This is a genomic window from Magnetospira thiophila (assembly GCF_054657015.1).
In genome coordinates this window covers 1,805,214-1,826,789 of sequence record NZ_BAAHXF010000001.1, presented here as the reverse complement: position 1 = coordinate 1,826,789, position 21,576 = coordinate 1,805,214, and the positions used below count along the sequence as shown (strand labels likewise).

Here is a 21,576-nt window from a genome sequence, read left to right as displayed (position 1 = left end):
TGACACATATGAGCATTTTTCTTATATTAGCAAGATCAAATATAAAAAACCGGAGTCGCAACCACATGATGGACGTTGACGTTTTGGAGCGCAATGTTCGGGATGCCTCCTCGTTGCTCAAATGTCTGAGCAACGACCGGCGGCTCATGATCGTCTGCGAACTCAGCAGCGGCGAGAAATCCGTGGGGGCGTTGGAAGAACGAGTCGGCCTGACCCAATCCGCCCTCTCCCAGCATCTGGCCCGGTTGCGCAAGGATGGGATCGTGCGCACCCGCCGGGATTCCCAGCGCATCTATTATTCCCTCACCGATCCCAACGTGACGCGCATGCTGGAAACCCTCTCGGACCTCTATTGCCCGGAGGTGGCAGCCGCGTCCCACTCGGACACGGAAGAAAATCTGTAGGGAATATCGTAACGCGGATTAGTGCAGCTTCTTGCCCAGTTCGGCAATGGAGTCCTCGACCAGCTTATTGGCCTGAGTCGCTTTCAGGTTCTCCTGAATCAACTGCTTGGCCGCGATCAGGGCCACATCGGCGGCAATGCTCTGCACGTCAGCCATCGCCTTGGCCTCGGCCTGGGCAATGCGCTCCTTGGCCTGCTGTTCGCGGCGTTTGATGGTGTTTTTCAATTCTTCGGCGGCGCGGGTCCGAATGCGCTCGGCCTCTTCCTTGGCGTGGATCAGGATTCGCTCCGCCTCTTCGCTGGCTTCGCGTTGCTTGCGCTGATAGGACGCCAGCATGTCCTTGGCCTCACGACGCAGTTGCTCGGCCTCGTCCAATTGCGCCTTGATGGTCTCTGCCCGATCATCCAGCCCGGTGGTGATGACCCGGAATATGGGCCGGGCGGCCAGGATCACGAACAGCACGAAGGAGACAAAGACCCAGAATTCCGGGGTTGTGTAAAAGGCCCCCCCATGGGCAACTTCCTGTGCGCCATGGGCGCCCACCTCGGCGGCAAGTGCCTGCATTACCGGCGCTCCTTCAATATGAGATCGACGGCCTTGCCTGCGGTGGCGGCGTCGATCTCCATCCCGGCCAGCCGGGCGACTACGGATTGGGTCACCTCGACGGTGATGGCCTGCAAATTGCCCACCGCCTTGTTGCGCGCCTCGCCGATGGAAGCCTCGGCCGCTTTGACATCGGCGGTCAGGCGGGAAATCACGGCGCTCAATTCCTCATGGGCCTTGGCGGACATTTCCTGATTGATCTCGCGGACCGTGCTCTGAGCCTGAGATTTGGCATCGGCCAGACCGGCCTCGTAACTGGCGGCAGCGGCCTCGGCCTCCTGCTTGAGCTGTTCGGCCTGCTTCAAATCGGCCTCGATGCGACTCTGCCGGGCCTCCAGAACATGGCTGACCTTGGGCAGGGCGATCCGTGCCATCACCACATAGAGCACGAAAAAGCTCAGCGCCAGCCACACCAGTTGGGGAGCGAAGTTGTTCGGATTCAACTGCGGCATCCCCGCCGCCTCGACCGAGGAAGCGGAAACCAGAAGAACCATGGCCAAAATCGCGGCCTGGATATGTCGAGTAGGGGCCATCATGCGCTCCTGATCCCCGGACCGTCCCGCGGCGAAGAGACTCCGCCCCTGGCCGGTCGAGGCGGGTTCCGTCAGGTGAACAGAATCAGGAAGGCGATCAGCAGGGCATACAGAGCCACCGCCTCGACCAACGCGAAGCCCAGCATGGCCAGGCCGAAGACCTGGGAGCGGGACGCCGGGTTGCGGGCGATGGAGCTGATCAGGGAAGAGAAGATGTTGCCGATACCGGCGCCAACGCCGGACAGTCCTATCACGGCAAGACCCGCGCCAATCATCTTCGCGGCAGCAAGTTCCATGGTCCTAATTCCTCTATGGTGGTTATGTCAGGTTAGCGGAAAACAAAAACTCAGTGCATGTGGATCGAATCGTTCAGATACAGGCAGGTCAACACAGTGAACACGTAGGCCTGCAAAAAGGCGACCAAAAATTCAAAGCCGGTCAGCGCGACGTTCACCGCGATGGGGGCCCAGCCGCCGAGAAAACCCAGCGCGATCACGAATCCGGCGAACACCTTCATCATGGTGTGACCGGCAGTCATGTTGGCGAACAACCGGATGGACAGGCTCACCGGGCGCGACAGATAGGAGATGATCTCGATGGGCACCAGCAACGGCAGCATGGCCGCAGGCACGCCCGACGGCACGAAGAACATCAAGAACTTCGGACCATGGCGCAAAAAGCCGATCACCGTGACGCCCAGGAATACCGTAATGGCCATGGCGAAGGTAACGATGATATGGCTGGTGAAGGTAAAACTGTAGGGGATCAGACCCAGCAGATTGCCGAACAGAACAAACATGAACAGCGAAAAGACGAACGGAAAATAGCGCCGTCCCTCGTTGCCCACATTGTCGCGGATCATGTTGGCGACGAACTCGTAGGATAATTCGGCCATCGACTGCCAGCGATTGGGGATCAGGGCGCGGCCCCGCATGCTCAGAATCAGGAACAGCGAAATGACCATCACCGCGACGACCATCACCAGACCGGAATTGGTCAGGGAAGCATTCACCCCCCCGATCTGGATGGGAATCAGGGTCACAACTTCAAACTGGTGAAGCGGATCAGCCACGGACGCCCCCTTTAATCCTACCTCGTCTCATTCGGCTCAGCCCCCACGGGAAGAACCGTCCGTCATTTCGTCAACTTCGTCGTCGTCACCGTTGTCGTCACCGTCCTCGCTCGGGCCGGAATAACCGGCTGCCAGCCCCAGGTTGTTGGCGACGCGAAAAACATTCAGCGCCCCGGCGGCCGCCCCCAGAAAGAACCCCAGGATAAGCCCAAATGGCGCGATGTCCAGCCAAACATCCAACAGGTAGCCGAACCCCACACCCACGGCAAATGCCGCGACCAGTTCCGTAGCGACCCGAAAAGCCAACCCCAGGCCCTTCATCAAGCCCCGGGAGGATGCCCCATCGGCCGCATCGTCCCGGCTTTTCCCGTCCGCCTTTTCCCGGGCCCGCCGCAATCGGGAGTCCAGGTCCTCAAGCGGGTTCGGGGAGCCACCGTTGGTCGTCATGGATGGGAGACAAGTCCTCCTGAACACAGCCTTTTTCCGCGCCGCACGCGTGGATCGGACAATACGGCCCCCCCCAACCCCTGTCAAGTGCAAAACCCGCCCATCAAGCCTATGATTTATAATGTAAAATTGCCAAAAAAAGCGGTTTTATACCGCACTGCGCAATTCCACAGCCTTTTGCAGATCAACCGAGACCAGTTTGGAAACACCCCGTTCCTGCATGGTGACCCCGAACAGGCGATCCATGCGGGCCATGGTCATGCGATGGTGGGTGATGACCATGAAGCGGGTGCTGCCCTGATGGGCGATTTCCCCCAACAGACTGCAAAAGCGGTCCACGTTGGCGTCATCGAGCGGCGCATCCACTTCGTCGAGCACGCAGATCGGCGCCGGATTGGTCAGGAACACCCCGAACAGCAGCGCCAGGGCGGTCAGTGCCTGCTCGCCGCCCGACAACAGGGACAGACTCTGCAATTTCTTGCCCGGCGGACTGGCCATGATCTCCAGTCCGGCTTCCAGCGGATCGTCGGCCTCGGTGAGCGCCAGATGGGCATGACCGCCGCCGAACAGGCGGGTGAACAGATCCTGGAAATGGCGGTCCACCTCCTTGAACGAGGCCAGCAGTCGTTGCCGTCCCTCGCGGTTCAACTCGGAAATGCCGCGGCGCAATTTTTCAATGGCCGCCAACAGGTCGCCCTTTTCCCGTTGCAGCGTTTCCATCTGCTCGGTCAGTTCCTCGGCTTCCTGCTCGGCCCGCAGGTTGACCGGCCCCATGCCGTCGCGCTCCCGTAGCAGGCGCTGCAATCGGGCATCCACCGCCGCCAGATCGGGCAGATCCTTGGAGTCGTCCAGTTCGGCCACAGCCGCCAGATCATCGGGGCGGCAATCCAGCCGTTCCACCACCCGTTCGGCCAGATTGCGGCAATTGTCGTTGCCCTGTTCCACCGCCGCCTCGGCCCGCACCTTCTGCTCGCGCGCCCGGGCCAGCTCGGTTTCCACTTCGCGCAGCGCCCGGTCGGCATCGCGAGCCATGGTTTCGGCTTCTGCCAGACGATCGGCGGCGGCTTGTCGTTTGACTTCTGTTTCGCTAATCCTCTCGGCCAGAGCGGCTTTCTGTCCGGCAATTTCCTCGGGGCGGGAAGCCAGGGCCTGCAATGCCTGTTCGGTGACCCGGCGACGCTCGGTCAATTCGCTCATCCGCGCCTCGGCCCCGCCCTGGCGTTGCCGCCAGGAGTCGATTTCGCGTTCGATATCCCGCAACCGGCGCTGCCGGGCCTCGGCCTCGCGGACCAGCGCGTCATGCTGGCCCCGGGCATCCACCTGGACCAACCGGCGCTCGCCCAGATCCTCGCGCATTTGACCCAATGCCCGGCGACCTTCCTGGGGTTCCGGGGCATCTTCGAGTCGTTGCGCCGCCGTGGCGCTGTCGCGCTCGATATCGGCCAGATCGACGGCCAACTGGGTCAGAGTCTCGTCAAGGGCGGCAAGACGGCTTTCCGCCCGCGCCGCCTTCTGCCGCAAATCGGCCCGCCGGTCGCGCGCCTTGCCGAAGGCCCGGTCCGCCTCGCGCAGGGACTCGCGGCATTGACGCTCGCCATCCACCGCCCGCTGCACCGTCTCGCGGGCCGAGTCGACCGCCTCCCGCGCCGCCTCGGTCTCTTGCTCCGCCTTGCCCAGACCCGCCTCCAGTTCCTTCAACCGGTTGCGCTGTTCCAGCCGCACCGCTTCGGCGACCGGCGCGCCGGGCCGCACGGTCAGCCCGTCCCAGCGCCACAGGCCCCCATCTCGGGAGACCAGCCGCTGGCCCTGGGCCAAGGACCCCGACAGGGGTTCAGCCGCCGCCGCGTTTTCCACCACGGCCACCTGATCGAGCCGTGCCTTTAATTTTGATTCTCCGGTCACATATTGCGACAAGGGAACGCATCCGGGCGGCAAGGCGGCTCCATCCGTCCCCTGCCGGGCCGCCCAATGGATGGGGGCCGCCGTATCGGTGGACGCATTGAGGTCCTCGCCCAGGGCTGCCCCGAGGGCCGCTTCGTAACCGGGTTCGACGGTCAACCCATCGAGCACCGGCGCGCCCTGGCCGTCCGCAGCGTGACCGCTTTCACTCAATCGGCGCAGCGCCTTGGCCTCGGCGTCGATCTGGCTGTGACGGGACTGGGCCGCCTGCCAGATCTCGGTGGCCTGACGTGCTGCCTGTTCCGCCGTGGTCCGGGCAGTTTCCATCGCCTCCAGGTCGGCCCGCGCGCCGTTGGCGGCGGCCTCCGCTTCGTCCGCATCTTCCTCTGCCGCCCGCAGGTCGGCCTCGTCGATGCCGTCGGCGACCAGGGTCTGGCGCTGTCCTTGCAGGTCCCGGGCGCGAGTCTCCAGACGTGCCTTTTGCCGCGCCAGATCTTCCATCTGACGGGCCAGACTGCCCCGCTGCGCCTCTTCGGCGGCCACCCGGTCGGTGAGTTCGTGCAGTGCCTGATCCAATTCCTGAACCAGCCGGTCGGCTTCCGCCAGCCGGGCGGCGGCGGCGGTTCGGGCGTCCTCTTCCCCGGCGCGCGCCGCTTGAATCTCCTGCTGCTCTTCCGTCAGGCGGGCCAGTGCCGCCGTGGCATCGCGGGCCAGGATGCGTTCGCGCTCCATGTCCCCATCGGCCTGGGCCAGATGCCCCTGGCCCTCCTCGCGGGCCTGCACCACGCGCTGGGCTTCCACTTCCAACTCGCGCAGGGCGAGGGTGAGGCGTTGCAGTTCGGCCCCGGCCTCGGCTTCCTGCTGGCGCAATTGCGGCAAACCGTCGGCGGCCTGGGCCTGTTTGGTGGTCGCTGCCGCCGCCATGACGGTCATTTCGGAGACCGCCGATTCGGTCTGTTTCAGGTGTTTGCGCGCCTGATCCAGGGTTTCTAGGGCGGCCAGCCAGCGCAGATGAAACAGCGCCGCCTCGGCCCGTCGGATATGGTCGGAAATATTGCGATAGCGGGTGGCCTGCCGGGCCTGCTTGCGCAGCCCCTGCAACTGGGCTTCCAGGGTAATCAGGATATCGTCCAGGCGCGACAGATTCTCTTCCGCCCCCTTGAGCCGCAATTCGGCCTCGTGACGCCTTGAATGCAGGCCGGAAATGCCTGCGGCTTCTTCCAGCAAGGTGCGCCGCTGGGACGGTTTGGCATTGATCAGGGTGCCGATCTTGCCCTGACTGACCAGCGCCGTGGAGCGCGCGCCGGAGGCCGAATCGGCGAACAGCAACTGCACGTCCCGAGCCCGCACCTCTTTGCCGTTGACCCGATAGGCTGAGCCGCGTCCCCGTTCAATGCGGCGGCTGACTTCCAGTTCGTCGTTGTCATTGAGCAGCGCCGGGGCATTGCGTTCCGAATTGTCGAGACTGAGCACCACTTCGCAGATGTTGCGGGCCGGACGGTTGTCGGTACCGCCGAAGATCACGTCTTCCATCTCGCCGCCGCGCATCTGCTTGGCGGAGGTCTCGCCCATCACCCACTTCAGGGCTTCGACCAGATTGGACTTGCCGCAGCCGTTCGGCCCGACCACGCCGGTCAGGCCGCGCTCGACCAGCAATTCGGTCGGATCGACAAACGACTTGAAGCCCGTCAGGCGAAGGCGGGTGAACTGCACCAACTCTGTCGATCCCCCCCTGAGTTTGCCCTACTTGACGCCCGCTGCCGCCAGCGCCTTGTCGATGGCCGCCTGGAAGACGTCATAGGGTTCGCTGCCGACCAGCTTCTCGCCGTTGATCAAAAAGGTCGGGGTCGAGGTGACGCCGTGGGTCTTCTGGGCGTCCTGCAGACGGCTGATGATTCCCTCGGTCAGAGCCGTGTCGGCCAGACAGGCGTTGAATTTCTCTTCGGTCAGGCCGGCCAACCGGGTGACCTTCAGCATGGCCGCCACCGGGTCCGGGGAATGGGTCCAGTCGTTCTGAGTCTTGAACAGCAAGTCGAGCAGTCCCTGGCGGGCCAGCGGATCGGCGCAGCGCACCGCCACCGCCGCCCGGAAGCCGACACCCTCGAACGGAAAATCAGTGAACACGATGCGCACCTTGCCGGTCTCCACGTAGTCCTTCTTGATCTGTTCAAGGGTCGTGGTGTGGAAGGCGGCGCAATGGGGACAGGTCAGCGAGGAATAATCGACGATGGTCACCGGCGCATCGGCCCGCCCCATGGAGAGTTCCTCATAGCCCGCAGCCCGCGCCGTAGAGGCCATCGCCAAGGCGAAAATCACAACCAAACAAAGGTAAATCTTGCGCATAAATATCTCCCGACCCACAAGATGTTGCAGACTATAGACCACATCCAGACTCTTCAAGACTCGTAAAAGCCCTTCCGAGATCCATTGTGTATAACTGAGTGACGGTCATTCGTCCCCTGGTTTCCGCCTTTGTTTGACGGCCTTGCCCAGCCGTTCCAGGGCGGCCCGGATGTCGGGGTCCTCGACCTGTGAGAGGGAGTCCTGGAGTTGCTCCAGTTCACCATCGTCGAGCGCCCGTCTTGGTGGCGCGGCGGGCGGGCGCGGCGGCAACGGTTTTTGCAACAACCGCAGGCCGTCGATGGCCCGATAACCGAAATGGGCATTCACCCGCTCGACGATCTGCGGTTCCAGATGGGCCAGTTCCAGGGCCAGCGCCCCATGACTGACTGCCAGATGCAGCAGGCCATGCGGCGGGTTGCCGCCCCGACTGACCTTTTCCGGGGCCGTGAAGGCGGCCAGATGCGGCCCGACAATCTGCTCCCAATGGGCCACCAGGGTGCCGTCGGCCAGCCCCCGGTTCAAAAACAGCGGGCGAGTCACCCTGGAGACAAGACCGGCCAACCCACGCGCCCGGCGCGAGCGCTCGGCCGTCGGTGTCCCCGGTTTATCCTCGGCGGCGGTCATGGAATACTGTTTCCCCGGCGATATTTCAGATAGGGAGGTGATAGCATGCGTCTGTTTTGTTGTGGGATCAATCCGCCGTGACCTCCAATTCCCTGTCCCGTGACCTGCTCGTCTGGTACGACCGCCATCGGCGGCACCTGCCATGGCGAGCCGCTCCCGGCGACCGGGCCGACCCCTATCATGTGTGGCTCAGTGAGATCATGCTGCAACAGACCACCGTGGTCACCGTGGGGCCTTATTTCCAACGGTTTCTGGAGGCATGGCCAACGGTCGAGGCCCTGGCGGCGGCCCCCCTGGATCGGGTGCTGACCCTGTGGCAGGGGCTGGGGTATTACGCCCGCGCCCGCAATCTGCATCGTTGCGCCCAGGTGGTGACACGGGACTACAACGGGCGTTTTCCCGACCGCGAATCGGCGCTGCTGACGCTGCCGGGGGTCGGTCCCTATACGGCCGCCGCCATCGCTGCCATCGCCTACGACCATCCGGCGGTGGTGGTCGACGGCAATGTGGAACGGGTGATTGCCCGCCTGTATGCCCTCGACGACCCGCTGCCCGGGGTCAAGCCGCAGATTCGGGAGCAGGCGGCCCGTCTCACCCCCCGCCAACGTCCCGGCGATCATGCGCAGGCGATGATGGACCTGGGGGCCACGGTCTGCACGCCGAAATCCCCCAAATGTGGCACCTGCCCCTTGGCCTTGGCATGTCTGGCCCGACAACGGGGACTGGCCGCCGAGTTGCCGCGCCGGACCCCGCGCAAACCGCGCCCGACCCGCCACGGGGTCGTGTTCTGGCTGCAACGGGAGGATGGGGCTGTGTTGTTACAACAACGGCCTCCAAGGGGTCTGCTCGGCGGCATGATGGGGTTGCCGGGCAGCGACTGGCGGGAAAGCCCTTGGACCGACGACGCGGCACGCGCCGAGGCTCCGGCGGTGGTGAATTGGCAGCCGATTCCGGGCACCGTGATCCACGTCTTCACCCATTTCCGGCTGAACCTGACCGTCTGGCGCGGCACCTGTACCGAAGGCGATGCCACATCTTCCGGAATCTGGGTAACCCCACAAGCCTTTGCCGATTACCCCTTGCCCACGGTCATGCACAAGGCCATTGCCCTGGTGCGGGCCGCCTCATAGGGCGGCCAGGGTGATTCGGGGATCGCGCAGCCACAACGAGATCCATTCCCGGTCGGTCACCGGACGTTCGCCGCCCTTCGGGCTGCGCATCATTACCCGGCCACCATCCAAAACGCGATAACTCTGAGTCGATTGCATGGGAACCCTCCTTGTCCATGGGATCGCTTAATACCATATCATTTTAGTATGGTATTAAGTCATGTCAAGATCATTAATTGCGGTTTTTCTAATATTATTTTTCTTACAAATCTGATATACAGACTCGGGATACAGAGCCCTGCTGGAGAGGTTTTGTATTTGGCATCCGGCAGCGGCATGGCGAGAGTTGAAACCGCAGCCGCGAGGGGATTAACATGAAGGCGAATCGACCTTTTTTGATGAGTTGCCCGCCGTGCATGTGCTCCTCGCCGATGATCATTCCATTGTCCGGACAGCGTTGAAATACGTGTTGTCCGAATTGACCGACGATCTGCTTGTGGTGGAAGCCAAGACCTATGGCGAGGCCCGTGAGCGTATTGATTCCACCGGACCGTTCGATTTGATCATGCTCGATCTGCGCATGCCCGAGTTGGAGGGACTGGAGGACATCCGGGATCTGGTGGCCCGGGCCGGGGACTGCCCGGTGGCCGTTTTCACGGTTTCCGAATCGCCGGAGGAAATGCGGGCCATTTTGAAGTGCGGTGTGCGGGCCTATATCCCCAAGTCCACCGACGATTCGCTGATCGCCACCATCTTGAAGCTGGTGCTGGAGGGCGGTTCCTACGTCCCGCCGGTCCTTGGCGGAGCCATGCAGACCGCCCTGTTCGAAGACGGCGTCGACCTCACCGATGATCGCAGAGATGCAGCCCATCTGGACGGCCTGACCCGTCGTCAGCGCGACGTGCTGCAACTGATGGCCCAGGGCCTGTCCAATCAGGAGATCGGCAGCCGACTGGATCTCAACCTGAGCACCGTCAAATCCCACGTCACCGGCGTGCTCAAGACGCTGGGGGCGGACAATCGCACCCAGGCGGTACTGATCTATCAGCAACAGTCCCCGCGCTAACGCCTGGCCAACGGCACACTGACCGAAAACATTGATCCGCGCCCGACCCAGGAGCGGCACTCGATCTCGTGGCCTAGCAGGCGGGCCAGACGGCGCACAATGGCCAGGCCCAATCCGATGCCTTCGCTGCGGTCCCGGTCCGGGTCCTCCAACTGCGAAAACTCCTGAAATACCCGCTCCTTGGCGTCGTCGGGAATCCCCGGACCGCTGTCCCAGACCTGGACCAACGCCATATCACCGCGCCGCCGAACGCCAATCAGAATCTTGCCGCGCCGGGTATAGCGCAGGGCATTGTTGACAAAATTACGCACAATCCGCTCCAGCAACAAAGGGTCGGTCTCCACATACAGATCCGGAATCACGCTGCGCAATTGCAGCCCCTTTTCCTCGGCGCGTGGGGCGAATTCTCCGACCATCTGTGAAATCAGCGCCTTCAGATCGAAACAGCACAATCGGGGCTCCACCACCTCGGCTTCCAGTTTCGAGAGCTGCAAAATGGAATCCAGCAGCGAGCGCATGGAACGCTGGGCATCGTGCATGTCATGCATGATGGCCTGACTTTTCTCATCGGGCATGCGGCGCTCCAGCATGCCGCTGAACATGCCGATGGCCTCCAGCGGCTGTTTCAGATCATGCCCGGCGGCGGCCAGGAAGTGGGATTTGGCCTTGTTGGCCCGCACCGCCGCCACCCGGGCATCATCCAATTCCCGCGTCCGCTTCAACACCTCATCCTCCAGGTGGTCCCTGGCCCGTGACAGATCCTCGGTCATCTGGGTGATGCGATCCATCTGGTCGGTGATCCGGCGCACCATGGGACGGAAGATCAGCAACGCCTCCAGGGTCAGGGTAATCAGGGTCAGAGCCAGAAAAATCGCTTCCAGAACCTGGAGGTTGCGGAACGCCGCCTCGCCTTCGTCCTGGTACAGCGCCACCATGCGGTCCAACCGCTCGACCAACTCCCCGGGCGCCGTCTGCAACACGTAACGCACGTCAGCCAGCCCCAGGTGCAGGTCCTGGTCCGGCATATCGAGGACCCGGCGCAGGGCGGCGATATAGTCGAGCATCATCCCGTTGAGCGGCAGCGGTCCCTCGAAATAGCCGCGAATGGCCTGCTCGGTCATCTGATGTTCCAGGGCGATCGGCCCCCCCTGCCCGGTCAGCGCCCGATGGGCGTTTTCCAAAAGATCCGTCGCCTCGGTCAGTTGCCTGTGAAAGGCCTGATGTTCGGATTCACTCCGGGCATGGACCAGACGTTCCACGAACAACGCCGTGCGCTGGGACAGCATGCGCTGGCGACCGCTCACGTTGACCACCGACAAAACACTTTGGTGCTGGGCGATCAACAGACCGACAATGGCAAAGGCGGAACCGGCCAGCAGCGCGATAACCGTCAGCGCGAACACATAGCGCCGGGTCATCCATTTTCCGGCACCCCCCCGATCGAGAACCTTGATGGGAATCACTGTCTCGCCTTTCGGTCATGCGATTGTCCGCCGATTTTCAGCCATTCCAATCTTGAAATCCAGTCCCTTTACCCGCCTTTCGTCTTTCAGATGGGACGTACTTTAGTATGACTATAAAGTGCATATTCGAAACGCATACTTTAGTTGTTGAATTATAGATGGTCCTTTAGTACCATTTTCACACAAGAATTGGCTTCAATACGAAGAGTCCCTCAAACGGACTGGCTCGCAGGTTTGGCAAGACGGGGAGAAACGACATGCAAGGCATGACGGCTCGGTCCGAGATCGACCGGGAACAGAATGTTGTCCGACATTGTCGCGCCAGCCCCAACTGTCTGGCCCGCGCCATTCACGAAGTCGCCGGCGATGACTTCGACCGGGTGGTCCAGGCCCGTGGCCCGGTGCAGCCCGGCGAGCGCCTGTTCCGGGCCGGCGATCCTTTTGCCATGTTGTATTGGGTGCGCAGCGGCACCATCAAGACCGAAACCATTACCCGCGAAGGCCGATTACAGGTCACCGGATTCTTTTTCGCCGGAGATCTGATCGGCGGCGATTGCATCGGGCGTGACACCTATAGCTGCGACGGCATCGCCCTGGAAAGCACCTGGCTTTGCGCCATTCCCGCCGAGGAACTGACGCGCCTGTGCTGCGCCAACGAACATCTCCAATCGACGATCCTGCACCGCATGGGGCAGCGGCTGCATGCGGACCGCATGGGCTGGATGCTGACCCGCAACGAACGGGCCGAATTGCGGGTCCGCCACTTTCTGTTCGACCTGATGGCCCGGCGCGGCGAACCCACGCCAAACAATGGCCGCACCCTCGACCTGCCGATGACCAAGGGCGACATGGCCAACTACCTGGGACTGGCCCCCGAATCCCTGAGCCGGGTGCTGAAGAAGCTGGAGGCCGATGGGCTGATCCGCAACGGCAAGCGCACCTTCGAGATCCTCAATCCCGACAATCTGTTCGATCCCCTGGAATTGTAGGGACACCATAGCGGATATGGGTTTATACTGGGTCTCACTGGAGTCATAACCGGCGAGGAGTTCCCATGGCCCGCATAGCCCGCGTCGTCGCCCCCGGTCGGCCGCATCTGGTCATCCAACGGGGCAACCGTCAGCAACCGACGTTTTTTTCCGACGACGACTTCGGGCTCTACAAGACCCTGGTCGGGGAATTCTGCGCCAAGGCCGGGGTGGCCATCTGGGCCTATAGCCTGATGCCCAATCATGTGAACCTGTTGCTCGTCCCCGATTCCGAGACCGGTCTCCAGGCGGCGCTTGGCGAGGCCCACCGGCGCTACACCCGTCACATCAACACCCGCGAGAACTGGCGCGGTTATCTCTGGCAGGGCCGGTTCGCCTCGTTTCCGCTGGATGACCCCTATGTGGATATAGCCACCCGGTATGTGGAACTGAATCCGGTACGGGCCAGACTGGTCAAGAAACCCAAGGACTGGGTCTGGAGTTCCGCCCGCGCCCATCTGAAAGACAAGCTGGACGGGTTCGTCGATCCGGCTCCCCTGCGCCAACGCTTCGGGGCCTGGAAGCCGTTCCTCAATGGCCCACTGGAGGAGGCGGACCTGGAGCTGCTGCGGGCCCATGAGCGCACCGGCCGTCCGCTCGGCGACAGCGCCTTCGTGACCCGCCTGGAATCGCAACTGGGACGGTCGCTGAAAAAGAACAAGCCCGGACCCAAGCCCAAGGCCCGCCCGGCGACAACCCCCTGACTCAACGAGGTGTTCAAATGGTGAAGTGGATTCCAGCCCTGGTGCTGGGACTTTGGGCAGGTGCGGCGCTGGCCGACGCCTGTTCGCCGCCGTTCGCCGGACGCGACCTGCGGGCCTGCACATTCACCGCCCAGAAATGGCGCGGCGTCGATTTCTCGGGAGCCGACCTGAGCGGCATGGACCTCACGAACATGCAATGTTTCGGCTGCCGCTTCGAGGGCGCCAACCTGCACAAGGCCAATCTCAAATGGTCGGATTTTTCCGAATCCCGGTTTCAGCGGGCTGATTTGTCGGAGGCCGACCTGTTCCATACCCGGTTCGACTATTCAGACATGACCGGGGCCAACATGCGGCGGGCCTTTCTGTTCGGCACCGACCTCAACTATGTGCGCGGCGATGGGGTCGACCTGCGCGACAGCAACATGAAGGACGTGATCATGGAAGGCGCGCGGTTCCGGCGCAGCGATCTGAGCGGGGCCTACATGCTGCGCGGCGTCATCCTGGGCAGCGATTTCCGCTGGTCGAAGCTGCATCACATGGAGCTGACCGGAGCCAGCGCCGAGGAGGTCAATTTCTCCGGCTGCGACCTGCGCCAGACGGTGCTGCGCGGCTCGCGCCTGCTCAAGGCCGTGTTCATCGGGGCCAACCTCGATGGCGCGGTATTCGAAAACGCCACTTTCGACGACACCGACTTCAGAGGCGCCATCAACCTGCCCCCCGACCTGCACCCGAAGATCAATCAGCGCTGGCGAGCCAATTAAGTCTCCTTCTTATGCAGCTTCAGGGACAAGGAGTTGATGCAGTAGCGCTGCCCGGTGGGCGGCGGGCCATCGGGAAAGACATGCCCCAGATGGGAACCACAGGCCGTGCAGGTGACTTCGGTGCGCACCATCCCATGACTGACATCGCGATGCTCGGTGACCCGCCCATCGGCGATGGCCTGCCAGAAGCTGGGCCAGCCGGACCCGGAATCGTATTTGCTGGCGGAAGAGAACAGCTCCTGCCCACAGGCACCGCAGACGTAGGTCCCGCTGGCCTTTTCATCCCAATAGGCACCGGTGAACGCCCGTTCGGTGCCCTTTTCCCGCAACACCCGATAGGCCTCGGGAGTCAGTTTCTGCCGCCATTGAACTTCTGATTCCGGTGATTTGTCATTCATCGCGCCGCTCCTTTTGCTGTTCAACATAAGGGATCGACAAGGCGGAAATACAAGGTGTCCAGCACATCTTGTTCCGGGGACACGGAGGATGCTAAAGTAACGCAAAATTGTCGCCCCAGGGAACGTTCATGGCCCACAACTTGTTGATTTCCGTATTCTGCCCGGATCGGGTGGGATTGATCTCCGCCATCACCGCCCGTCTTTACGACCTGGGCGGCGATTTGGGCGACACCTCGTTTGCCGTGCTGGGCGACGCGGCGGAGTTCACCTCCATCTGTCAATTCCCCGACAACATCACCGCCGACGGACTGCAAGTGGAGATGGCGGATCTGCCGGAGTTGGCGGGTGCCACCCTGGAGGTCCGTCCGTTCGAACGCAACCCGGGCCCGCAGCCGCTGTCCCAGGTGACCCACCATGTGGAATGCGAGGGGGTCAACCGCCCCGGCGTGGTCGCCCGGATGACCGAAATTTTTCAAGAATACGGAGCCAATATCGTCCGTCTGGCCGCCGACCGACAGGACCGCAAGGGGGAAGACCACTTCCTCACCCGGATTGCCGCCTACATTCCCGACGAGCGGGCCGACGCCTGTCTGGCCACCTTGGAGAATACGGCAGCCGAACTGAGACAAATCATTCGTTGGCACCGCACCGAGGACGGCATTTGATCGTCCCACCTCCCCCTAAAACAAGAGAAGAAGAAGCAGAGATATGAGCCGGAAGGACCTGGACCTGGAATCATACAAGGCACGGCTGATCACGCGCCGCGCCGAACTCAACACCGAGCACGACGCCACCGAGGCCGATCGGGCGACCGTCGAGGTCGACCAGCAGCGCCTGGGCCGTCTATCGCGCATGGATGCCCTGCAATCCCAGGCCATGGCCCAGGAACTGGAGCGCCATCGGCAGGTGGAATTGTTGCATATCGAAGATGCGCTCAAACGGATCGAAGAAGGCGACTACGGCCATTGCACCGCTTGCGATGCCAAGATCCCGGCCAAGCGGTTGGACCTCGACCCGTCGGTCCCTCTGTGCATCAAATGCGCCGAAAAGGCCGAACATCACTGAGATTTGGGGAACCCGTCGGTCTGACGCAACGCCTCGCCGAGCACCAGGGCCGCCGCCACCGCCACATTGAGCGAACGGGCCGTGGCCGTCAGGGGAATGCGCAGGCGCGCGTCGGCGGCGGCATGCACCCCATCGGGCACCCCGGCGCTTTCCCGCCCGACCATCAACAGGTCATCGCCCTGAAACGCGAAATCCGTATAGGTCACCGCCCCACGGGTGGTCAGCAATACCAGCCGTCGCCCGGCCCGCTGGGCCTCGAAAGCCTCCCAGGATTCATGCCGACGGATATGGGCCAGATCCAGATAGTCCATGCCCGCCCGTTTGAGGTGTTTGTCCGACAGCACGAAACCACAAGGCTCAATCAGGTCCACCGGCAAGCCGAAACAGGCCGCCAACCGAAACAGGGTTCCGGCGTTTTGCGGGATATCAGGTTGAAACAACACGAGACGCATGGATGAACAAAGGGTTCCCTTGGAGCTGTATTGTTAAATAAGCATTTCCTTATAAAAGAGGCAAGAGAAGCGTTTCCGCCCTTTTCAAACGCAATAATATCCGATATACCCTTGCGCTACGTTTCGGCTTGGCCCGAAATGGAGGACGGTGCTGTCCCGACAGATCGTCTTCAGCATGAACAGGGGGAGAGGTCACCTCTCCTGGATTGCGTTCGGCAACAGGGGGGTTGCCATCGTAACCCAAGGACCCAAACGGTTATAACGCAGATGGCCCAGTACGGGGGCCAGGAAGGGGATTGTTCAGTCATGGCAGACACGGCAACCACCGCGCCTGAGAATCCGGGCGACGACGCTACCCGCCGCGATTTCCTATTGTACGGCACGATTGCCGTCGGTGCCGCCGGTACCGCGGCCGCTCTCTGGCCCTTTGTCGATTTCATGAACCCGTCGGCCGACGTGCTGGCGCTGGCTTCCATCGAAGTGGACATCTCGGGCATCGAAGAGGGCATGTCGGTGACTGTCCAATGGCGCGGCAAGTCGACATTCATCCGCCATCGCACGGCGGAAGAAATTGAAAAGGCCGTCGCCGACGACGGTGCCGACCTGCGCGATCCGCAAACGGATGCCGAGCGGGTGCAAAAGCCCGAATGGCTGATCCTGGTTGGCATCTGCACCCATCTGGGCTGCATTCCGCAGGGCCAAAAGCCCGGCGAGCCGCGCGGCGAATTCGGCGGCTGGTTCTGCCCGTGCCACGGCTCCCATTATGATACCTCCGGACGCATCCGCAAGGGTCCGGCTCCGCTTAATCTCGTGGTGCCGCCCTACGAATTCGTTTCCGACGACATCATCAAGATCGGCTAATCGGGGGATATGGCAATGAGTGATCCGACCTGGAAAAACCCGATCGTCAAGTGGATTGATTACCGCCTGCCGATCTTCACCATGATGCAACACAGCGCCGTCGATTATCCGACGCCGAAAAACCTGTCCTACTGGTGGAACTTCGGTTCCCTGGCCGGGATGGTGCTGGTCATCATGATTCTCTCCGGCATCATGCTGGTCATGAATTACACGCCGCACGAGGCGATGGCCTTCAACAGCGTCGAGCGCATCATGCGCGACGTGAACTGGGGCTGGCTGATCCGCTATCTGCATATGAACGGCGGCTCGATGTTCTTCATCGTCGTCTATATCCATATGTTCCGCGGCATGTACTACGGCTCCTACAAATATCCCCGCGAACTGCTGTGGATCATCGGCGTCGTCATCCTTCTGGCCATGATGGCTACGGCCTTCATGGGCTATGTGCTGCCCTGGGGACAGATGAGCTATTGGGGTGCCACGGTGATCACCAACCTGTTCTCGGCCATTCCGCTGGTCGGCGAATCCATCGTCACCTGGCTGTGGGGCGGTTTCTCGGTCGCCAACCCGACCCTGAACCGGTTCTTCTCGCTGCATTACCTGCTGCCGTTCGTGATCTTCGCCTTGGTGTTTGTGCACCTTTGGGCGCTGCATCACCACAAGTCCAGCAACCCGCTGGGCATCGACGTCAAGGGTCCGCAGGACACCATTCCGTTCCATCCTTACTATACCATCAAGGATTTCTACGGAATCGGCCTGTTCATGCTGTTCTATATGTACTTCGTCTTCTTCGCCCCGAATTTCTTCGGCGAACCGGACAACTACATCCCGGCCAACCCCTTGTCGACCCCGGCCCATATCGTGCCTGAATGGTACTTCCTGCCATTCTACGCCATTCTGCGGGCCTTCACCCAGGACATCTGGTTCTTGACCGCGAAGCTGCAGGGCGTGATTGCCATGTTCCTGTCGATCATCTTCCTGGCCCTGCTGCCCTGGCTTGATGGGTCCAAGGTCCGCAGCATGAAGTTCCGGCCATTGTCGATGATGTTCTTCTGGCTGTTCTTCATCGACACCTTGATCCTGGGTTACATGGGCGGCCAGTTGGCCGAGGAGCCCTATGTGACCATCGGTCAGGTGGCGACGGCTTACTACTTCCTGCACCTGCTGGTCATCGTGCCGGTGGTCAGCCGGATGGAAAGCACCAAGGAGTTGCCCGAGAGCATCTCCGCGGCGGTCACGAAGTGAGAAGGGGGAATACGAGGATGAATATCATGCGTAAAACCGCCCTGGCCGCCATTGCCGCACTGGCGCTCGGCGTCTCGGGTCAGGCTCTGGCGTCCGGCGATACGCCGCACCCGGAGGCCCAACAGTGGTCCTTCAACGGACTGTTCGGCCAATACGATCAGGCGCAGTTGAAGCGCGGCTTCCAGATCTTCAAGGAAGTCTGCAACAACTGCCATTCCTTGAACCTGATCGCCTACCGCAATCTGTCGGCACTCGGCTTCGATGAAGATCAAATCAAGGAACTGGCGGCGGAATACGAAGTCCGCTCCGGTCCCAACGAGGATGGCGAGGAACTGAACGACGACGGCGAGTTCCTGACCCGTCCGGCCCTGCCGTCGGATCGCTTCCACGCTCCGTTCCCCAACCCACAGGCGGCCATGGCCTCCAACGGCGGGGCGCTGCCGCCCGATCTGTCGTTGATGGCCAAGGCCCGCAAAGGCGGACCGGACTACATTTTCGCCCTGATGACCGGCTATTTGGACGAGGCACCGGAGGAACATCCCATCCCGGAAGACAAATCTTACAATACCTACTTCCCGGGGCATGCCATCTCCATGGCCCCGCCGCTGTACGACGAAGCGGTGGAGTATGACGACGGCACGCCGATGACCCTTGATCAGCACGCCCGCGACGTGGCGGCGTTCCTCAACTGGGCCGCCGAACCGGAACTGGACGAGCGCAAGAGCCTCGGCCTGAAGGTGCTGATCTTCCTGGCCGTCTTCTCGGCCATGATGTACGCCCTGAAGCGCCAAATCTGGAGCGACGTGCACTAAGCCGCATCGCCCCATCCCCATAGAGAAAAGGGCCGTCGGATCATCCGGCGGCCCTTTTTATCTGTCCGAGATCGGGTCTCAGCGAATGCGGAACGTCGCGTGGCAGGCGCGGCAGACGGCGGTCACGTCGGACAGAGATTCCATGACATGGCGGTAATCCTCGGCGCTCGGCGGTGTGGCGGAGGCTTGCAGCACCTTGGCCAGCTCCCCCCCGGCGGCGTGCATGGATTGGCCCATCTGGCGGAATTCCGGCGTCATGTAGCGGCCCATGCCCATGCCCATGCCACGCCCCATGCCCATGCCGCCCATATGTTCGGCCATCCGCTGTTCCATTTTCAGATGCTCCTCATCGGTCATGTCCGCTCCCTGGCCGCCCCCGGCGCCCATGGCCTGCATCCGTTGCTTCATCTCCGCAATCTGTTCCGGACCGGCCCCCTGGGCGGCCATGGCGTCCCAGATGTGATGCCCGAAGTCGAGTTTGGTATCGGCAATGGTCGCTGCTTGCTTGAAGTCGCCCGCACCGATGGCGGTGATGAGGTCGTCCAGGGTTTCCATGTGACCCCGCATTTCCTGGAGGAACTGCGCCTGAATTTCCGGTTGCAGGGTGAGCAGGGTCCGGGTGTCCTCCTCGGCCCACGTGGGGGTGCCAAGGCCGGTGGCGCAGGCCACACCCGCCAGGATCGGTAACATCGCATATCGCATCAGGAACACTCCAAAAACTTGTTATGAAAGCGACGGATGGTGCACCGGCTTTTGACCGCTTGCAAGGGGGAAGCGAAGCGGCAACAATGCCCTACCATCGAACGAGTCATGAAGAGGGCACCCCATGAACCATCCGGGCACTCCGCCGGTCATCGGCGTTATCGGCGGCAGCGGCGTTTACGACATCGACGGCCTGAGCAACACCCAATGGCGAAAGATCGACTCGCCGTTCGGTGATGCGTCCGACGAGTTGCTGTTCGGCGAATTGGACGGCCAGAAAATGGTCTTTCTGCCGCGCCATGGACGCGGCCACCGAATTCCGCCCTCGGAATTGAACTTCCGGGCCAACATTGATGCCCTGAAGCGGGCCGGGGTGACGGAGATTCTGGCCGTGTCCGCCGTCGGGTCGCTGAAACGGGAACTGCCGCCGGGACATTTCGTGCTGGTGGACCAGTTCATCGACCGCACCTTCGCCCGGGTCAAAAGCTTTTTCACCACCGGCTGCGTCGGCCATGTGGGTCTCGGCCATCCCACCTGCAACCGCATGGCGGATGCGGTGGAAGCGGCGATCAAGGAGATCGGCGTCCCCTATCAGCGCGGCGGCACCTACCTGACCATGGAAGGGCCGCAGTTCTCCACTCTGGCCGAATCCAACCTCTATCGCGCCTGGGGCTGCGACGTCATCGGCATGACCAACATGCCAGAGGCCAAACTGGCTCGCGAGGCGGAGATGTGCTACTGCCCGGTGGCCATGGTCACCGACTTCGACTGCTGGCATCCGGACCACGACCATGTGACCGTCGAGGCCATTGTCCAGGTGCTGATGACCAACGCCGACAACGCCCGCGCTCTGGTCAAGGCGACCGCGCCGAGATTGTCCGGGCGCACCGAAACCTGTGCCCAGGGCTGTCAAACGGCGCTCAACACGGCACTGATCACCGCTCCCGACGCCCGCGACCCTGAGGTGTTGAAACGTCTCGACGCGGTGGCCGGTCGCGTGTTGGGAGCCTGATGGCAGGCACCGTATTTTTCGGTGGGCTCGATGTCAGCGGCGGCTACATGGCGGACATGCAGGCCGCCCTGGAGGAGGCCGGGGTGGCCGATGTGTCCCTGGGCACCAACGGCCTGATCCCGTTGCCCGGTCTGCATGGCAGCCTGCTCGATCAGACCTTGCAGGCTGGGCTTGTTTTTCGCTATCGCAGCGCCCCGCTCCCCGGCTTCGACCCGCGCCATCATCTACCGCAACCGGCCCCGGAAAATCTGATCGGCTATTCCTTTGGCGGTCTGATTGCCGCCCAGATTGCCTACCAGTTGGTCAGCGTGCGGCGTCTGTTCTTGGTCGCCTGTCCGATCTCCGAAGGATTTTTGAACGACTTGCGGGCCGTGCCGCGATTGCGCGTGGTCGAGGCCATCGACCTGCTGGAAGAAGGGGACCCGTTGCGGGTCGGCATGTCGGACATGGCCCTGTTACAATCCTTGCCGCTGCTGACCGGTCAGCTTCTCAACATGTCCGGCCATTTCATCCACGCCCGTGACGACCAATTGGGCGCACGCAACCGCCGCCGTCTGGTCAGTCAATTGCGGGCCAGGGGGCTTTAACGGCTGGCGTGGAAATAGCGCAGCCAGTGGGTCAGGGCGGTGACCAAACGCAGCAGGAACTGCTTCACCGCCCCGCGATTGGCCAGGGTCGGCAGGGAAATGGCCGAGGTCACCAGCCGTTCGGCCAGCAACAACGCATGATCCGGCGTCAGTTCGGCGAATATTTCGTCGTTCGGCGCGTCGGCGTTGAACATCCGGAGCAACAGCACATCCCCATCCACCCGCACCGACAGGCGCACCGGAACGGGTTCTGAATCAAATACATCGCTCGCGGCGGGAGGATAGGTTCCCGACTGCATGAAGGTCTCCGGCATCTGAGGAGTCGTAGGTCACCGAAGATGAGCCTAGCCTGCCTGCCTTATCAAAGAGTTAACGGCCCAGAGATC

The 21,576-nt window shown here is 62.1% G+C and carries 27 protein-coding genes; 13 read left to right on the top strand and 14 right to left on the bottom strand.

The window, feature by feature from the left end; translation table 11 throughout:
- Positions 1–65: 65 nt before the first annotated feature.
- On the top strand, positions 66–404 hold the full coding sequence (locus tag ACYQ1P_RS08800; protein ID WP_460019966.1) for an ArsR/SmtB family transcription factor: 339 nt from the start codon (positions 66–68) through the stop codon (positions 402–404).
- A gap of 18 nt (positions 405–422) precedes the next feature.
- On the opposite strand, the gene ACYQ1P_RS08795 is transcribed toward ACYQ1P_RS08800, so the two are convergent.
- The 8 genes from ACYQ1P_RS08795 to ACYQ1P_RS08760 all read right to left on the bottom strand — a co-directional run bounded on the left by ACYQ1P_RS08795 (position 423) and on the right by ACYQ1P_RS08760 (position 7,925).
- The gene (locus ACYQ1P_RS08795) at positions 423–968 is read right to left on the bottom strand and encodes a F0F1 ATP synthase subunit B family protein (RefSeq protein ID WP_460019965.1); all 546 of its coding nucleotides are present in this window, start codon (positions 966–968) and stop codon (positions 423–425) included.
- Complete coding sequence (locus tag ACYQ1P_RS08790; protein ID WP_460019964.1) at positions 968–1,540, bottom strand: F0F1 ATP synthase subunit B family protein; 573 nt, start codon at positions 1,538–1,540, stop codon at positions 968–970. The genes ACYQ1P_RS08795 and ACYQ1P_RS08790 overlap by 1 nt, the downstream gene beginning before the upstream one ends.
- A gap of 71 nt (positions 1,541–1,611) precedes the next feature.
- Entirely contained in the window at positions 1,612–1,836 is a 225-nt protein-coding gene (locus ACYQ1P_RS08785) for an ATP synthase subunit C family protein (protein WP_460019963.1), read from the bottom strand.
- Positions 1,837–1,886: 50 nt separating this feature from the next.
- Positions 1,887–2,612, bottom strand: coding sequence for a F0F1 ATP synthase subunit A (locus tag ACYQ1P_RS08780; RefSeq protein WP_460019962.1), 726 nt, complete (start codon positions 2,610–2,612; stop codon positions 1,887–1,889).
- Between the two features lie 36 nt (positions 2,613–2,648).
- Positions 2,649–3,059: an AtpZ/AtpI family protein gene (locus ACYQ1P_RS08775; protein ID WP_460019961.1), complete on the bottom strand. Its 411-nt coding sequence runs from the start codon at positions 3,057–3,059 to the stop codon at positions 2,649–2,651.
- 147 nt (positions 3,060–3,206) lie between these two features.
- Positions 3,207–6,674 carry an AAA family ATPase gene (locus ACYQ1P_RS08770; protein WP_460019960.1) on the bottom strand — a complete coding sequence of 1,156 codons (3,468 nt, stop codon included), beginning with the start codon at positions 6,672–6,674 and terminating at the stop codon, positions 3,207–3,209.
- 27 nt (positions 6,675–6,701) lie between these two features.
- Positions 6,702–7,301 (bottom strand): DsbA family protein, encoded by a 600-nt coding sequence (locus ACYQ1P_RS08765; RefSeq protein WP_460019959.1) that lies wholly within the window; start codon positions 7,299–7,301, stop codon positions 6,702–6,704.
- Positions 7,302–7,406: 105 nt separating this feature from the next.
- Entirely contained in the window at positions 7,407–7,925 is a 519-nt protein-coding gene (locus ACYQ1P_RS08760; protein ID WP_460019958.1) for a DUF721 domain-containing protein, read from the bottom strand.
- A 77-nt stretch (positions 7,926–8,002) separates the two neighbouring features.
- On the opposite strand from ACYQ1P_RS08760, the gene mutY reads away from it, so the two are divergent.
- Positions 8,003–9,055, top strand: coding sequence for an A/G-specific adenine glycosylase (gene mutY, locus ACYQ1P_RS08755; RefSeq protein ID WP_460019957.1), 1,053 nt, complete (start codon positions 8,003–8,005; stop codon positions 9,053–9,055).
- Here the strand turns inward: mutY and ACYQ1P_RS08750 are convergent.
- Positions 9,050–9,193: a hypothetical protein gene (locus ACYQ1P_RS08750; protein ID WP_460019956.1), complete on the bottom strand. Its 144-nt coding sequence runs from the start codon at positions 9,191–9,193 to the stop codon at positions 9,050–9,052. The genes mutY and ACYQ1P_RS08750 overlap by 6 nt on opposite strands.
- A 253-nt stretch (positions 9,194–9,446) precedes the next feature.
- Here ACYQ1P_RS08750 and ACYQ1P_RS08745 point away from each other — a divergent pair, with 253 nt between their 5' ends.
- Positions 9,447–10,100, top strand: coding sequence for a response regulator (locus ACYQ1P_RS08745; protein ID WP_460019955.1), 654 nt, complete (start codon positions 9,447–9,449; stop codon positions 10,098–10,100).
- On the opposite strand, the gene ACYQ1P_RS08740 is transcribed toward ACYQ1P_RS08745, so the two are convergent.
- The gene (locus ACYQ1P_RS08740) at positions 10,097–11,518 is read right to left on the bottom strand and encodes an ATP-binding protein (RefSeq protein ID WP_460019954.1); all 1,422 of its coding nucleotides are present in this window, start codon (positions 11,516–11,518) and stop codon (positions 10,097–10,099) included. The two genes, ACYQ1P_RS08745 and ACYQ1P_RS08740, sit on opposite strands and share 4 nt — an antisense overlap.
- A 302-nt stretch (positions 11,519–11,820) precedes the next feature.
- Between ACYQ1P_RS08740 and ACYQ1P_RS08735 the strand changes: the two genes are divergently transcribed.
- The 3 genes from ACYQ1P_RS08735 (at position 11,821) to ACYQ1P_RS08725 (ending at position 14,056) form a co-directional block, all read left to right on the top strand.
- A complete protein-coding gene (locus ACYQ1P_RS08735; RefSeq protein ID WP_460019953.1) occupies positions 11,821–12,552 on the top strand; it encodes a Crp/Fnr family transcriptional regulator in 732 nt (243 codons plus the stop codon).
- 65 nt (positions 12,553–12,617) lie between these two features.
- Entirely contained in the window at positions 12,618–13,295 is a 678-nt protein-coding gene (locus ACYQ1P_RS08730; protein ID WP_460019952.1) for a transposase, read from the top strand.
- A 17-nt stretch (positions 13,296–13,312) separates the two neighbouring features.
- A complete protein-coding gene (locus tag ACYQ1P_RS08725; RefSeq protein ID WP_460019951.1) occupies positions 13,313–14,056 on the top strand; it encodes a pentapeptide repeat-containing protein in 744 nt (247 codons plus the stop codon).
- On the opposite strand, the gene msrB is transcribed toward ACYQ1P_RS08725, so the two are convergent.
- A complete protein-coding gene (msrB, locus tag ACYQ1P_RS08720) occupies positions 14,053–14,454 on the bottom strand; it encodes a peptide-methionine (R)-S-oxide reductase MsrB (protein ID WP_460019950.1) in 402 nt (133 codons plus the stop codon). The genes ACYQ1P_RS08725 and msrB overlap by 4 nt on opposite strands.
- A gap of 128 nt (positions 14,455–14,582) precedes the next feature.
- Here msrB and ACYQ1P_RS08715 point away from each other — a divergent pair, with 128 nt between their 5' ends.
- Together ACYQ1P_RS08715 and ACYQ1P_RS08710 are read left to right on the top strand one after the other, a co-directional pair.
- Positions 14,583–15,119 carry a glycine cleavage system transcriptional repressor gene (locus tag ACYQ1P_RS08715; RefSeq protein ID WP_460019949.1) on the top strand — a complete coding sequence of 179 codons (537 nt, stop codon included), beginning with the start codon at positions 14,583–14,585 and terminating at the stop codon, positions 15,117–15,119.
- Between the two features lie 43 nt (positions 15,120–15,162).
- Complete coding sequence (locus ACYQ1P_RS08710; protein ID WP_460019948.1) at positions 15,163–15,519, top strand: TraR/DksA family transcriptional regulator; 357 nt, start codon at positions 15,163–15,165, stop codon at positions 15,517–15,519.
- Here the strand turns inward: ACYQ1P_RS08710 and ACYQ1P_RS08705 are convergent.
- On the bottom strand, positions 15,513–15,971 hold the full coding sequence (locus ACYQ1P_RS08705) for a tRNA (cytidine(34)-2'-O)-methyltransferase (protein ID WP_460019947.1): 459 nt from the start codon (positions 15,969–15,971) through the stop codon (positions 15,513–15,515). The genes ACYQ1P_RS08710 and ACYQ1P_RS08705 overlap by 7 nt on opposite strands.
- Before the next feature lie 306 nt (positions 15,972–16,277).
- On the opposite strand from ACYQ1P_RS08705, the gene petA reads away from it, so the two are divergent.
- From petA to ACYQ1P_RS08690, 3 genes are read left to right on the top strand one after another with little or no spacing between them, the layout of a single operon-like run.
- Positions 16,278–16,832 carry a ubiquinol-cytochrome c reductase iron-sulfur subunit gene (petA, locus tag ACYQ1P_RS08700; RefSeq protein ID WP_460019946.1) on the top strand — a complete coding sequence of 185 codons (555 nt, stop codon included), beginning with the start codon at positions 16,278–16,280 and terminating at the stop codon, positions 16,830–16,832.
- A 15-nt stretch (positions 16,833–16,847) separates the two neighbouring features.
- A complete protein-coding gene (locus tag ACYQ1P_RS08695; protein WP_460019945.1) occupies positions 16,848–18,077 on the top strand; it encodes a cytochrome b in 1,230 nt (409 codons plus the stop codon).
- 26 nt (positions 18,078–18,103) lie between these two features.
- Entirely contained in the window at positions 18,104–18,889 is a 786-nt protein-coding gene (locus ACYQ1P_RS08690) for a cytochrome c1 (RefSeq protein ID WP_460019944.1), read from the top strand.
- A gap of 78 nt (positions 18,890–18,967) precedes the next feature.
- Here the strand turns inward: ACYQ1P_RS08690 and ACYQ1P_RS08685 are convergent, their stop codons facing one another.
- Entirely contained in the window at positions 18,968–19,591 is a 624-nt protein-coding gene (locus ACYQ1P_RS08685) for a hypothetical protein (protein WP_460019943.1), read from the bottom strand.
- 124 nt (positions 19,592–19,715) lie between these two features.
- Here ACYQ1P_RS08685 and ACYQ1P_RS08680 point away from each other — a divergent pair, with 124 nt between their 5' ends.
- Positions 19,716–20,603 (top strand): S-methyl-5'-thioadenosine phosphorylase, encoded by an 888-nt coding sequence (locus ACYQ1P_RS08680; RefSeq protein ID WP_460019942.1) that lies wholly within the window; start codon positions 19,716–19,718, stop codon positions 20,601–20,603.
- The gene (locus ACYQ1P_RS08675) at positions 20,603–21,190 is read left to right on the top strand and encodes an alpha/beta hydrolase family protein (protein WP_460019941.1); all 588 of its coding nucleotides are present in this window, start codon (positions 20,603–20,605) and stop codon (positions 21,188–21,190) included. The genes ACYQ1P_RS08680 and ACYQ1P_RS08675 overlap by 1 nt, the downstream gene beginning before the upstream one ends.
- Here ACYQ1P_RS08675 and ACYQ1P_RS08670 read toward each other — a convergent pair.
- Entirely contained in the window at positions 21,187–21,489 is a 303-nt protein-coding gene (locus tag ACYQ1P_RS08670; RefSeq protein ID WP_460019940.1) for a hypothetical protein, read from the bottom strand. The two genes, ACYQ1P_RS08675 and ACYQ1P_RS08670, sit on opposite strands and share 4 nt — an antisense overlap.
- Between the last annotated feature and the right edge of the window lie 87 nt (positions 21,490–21,576).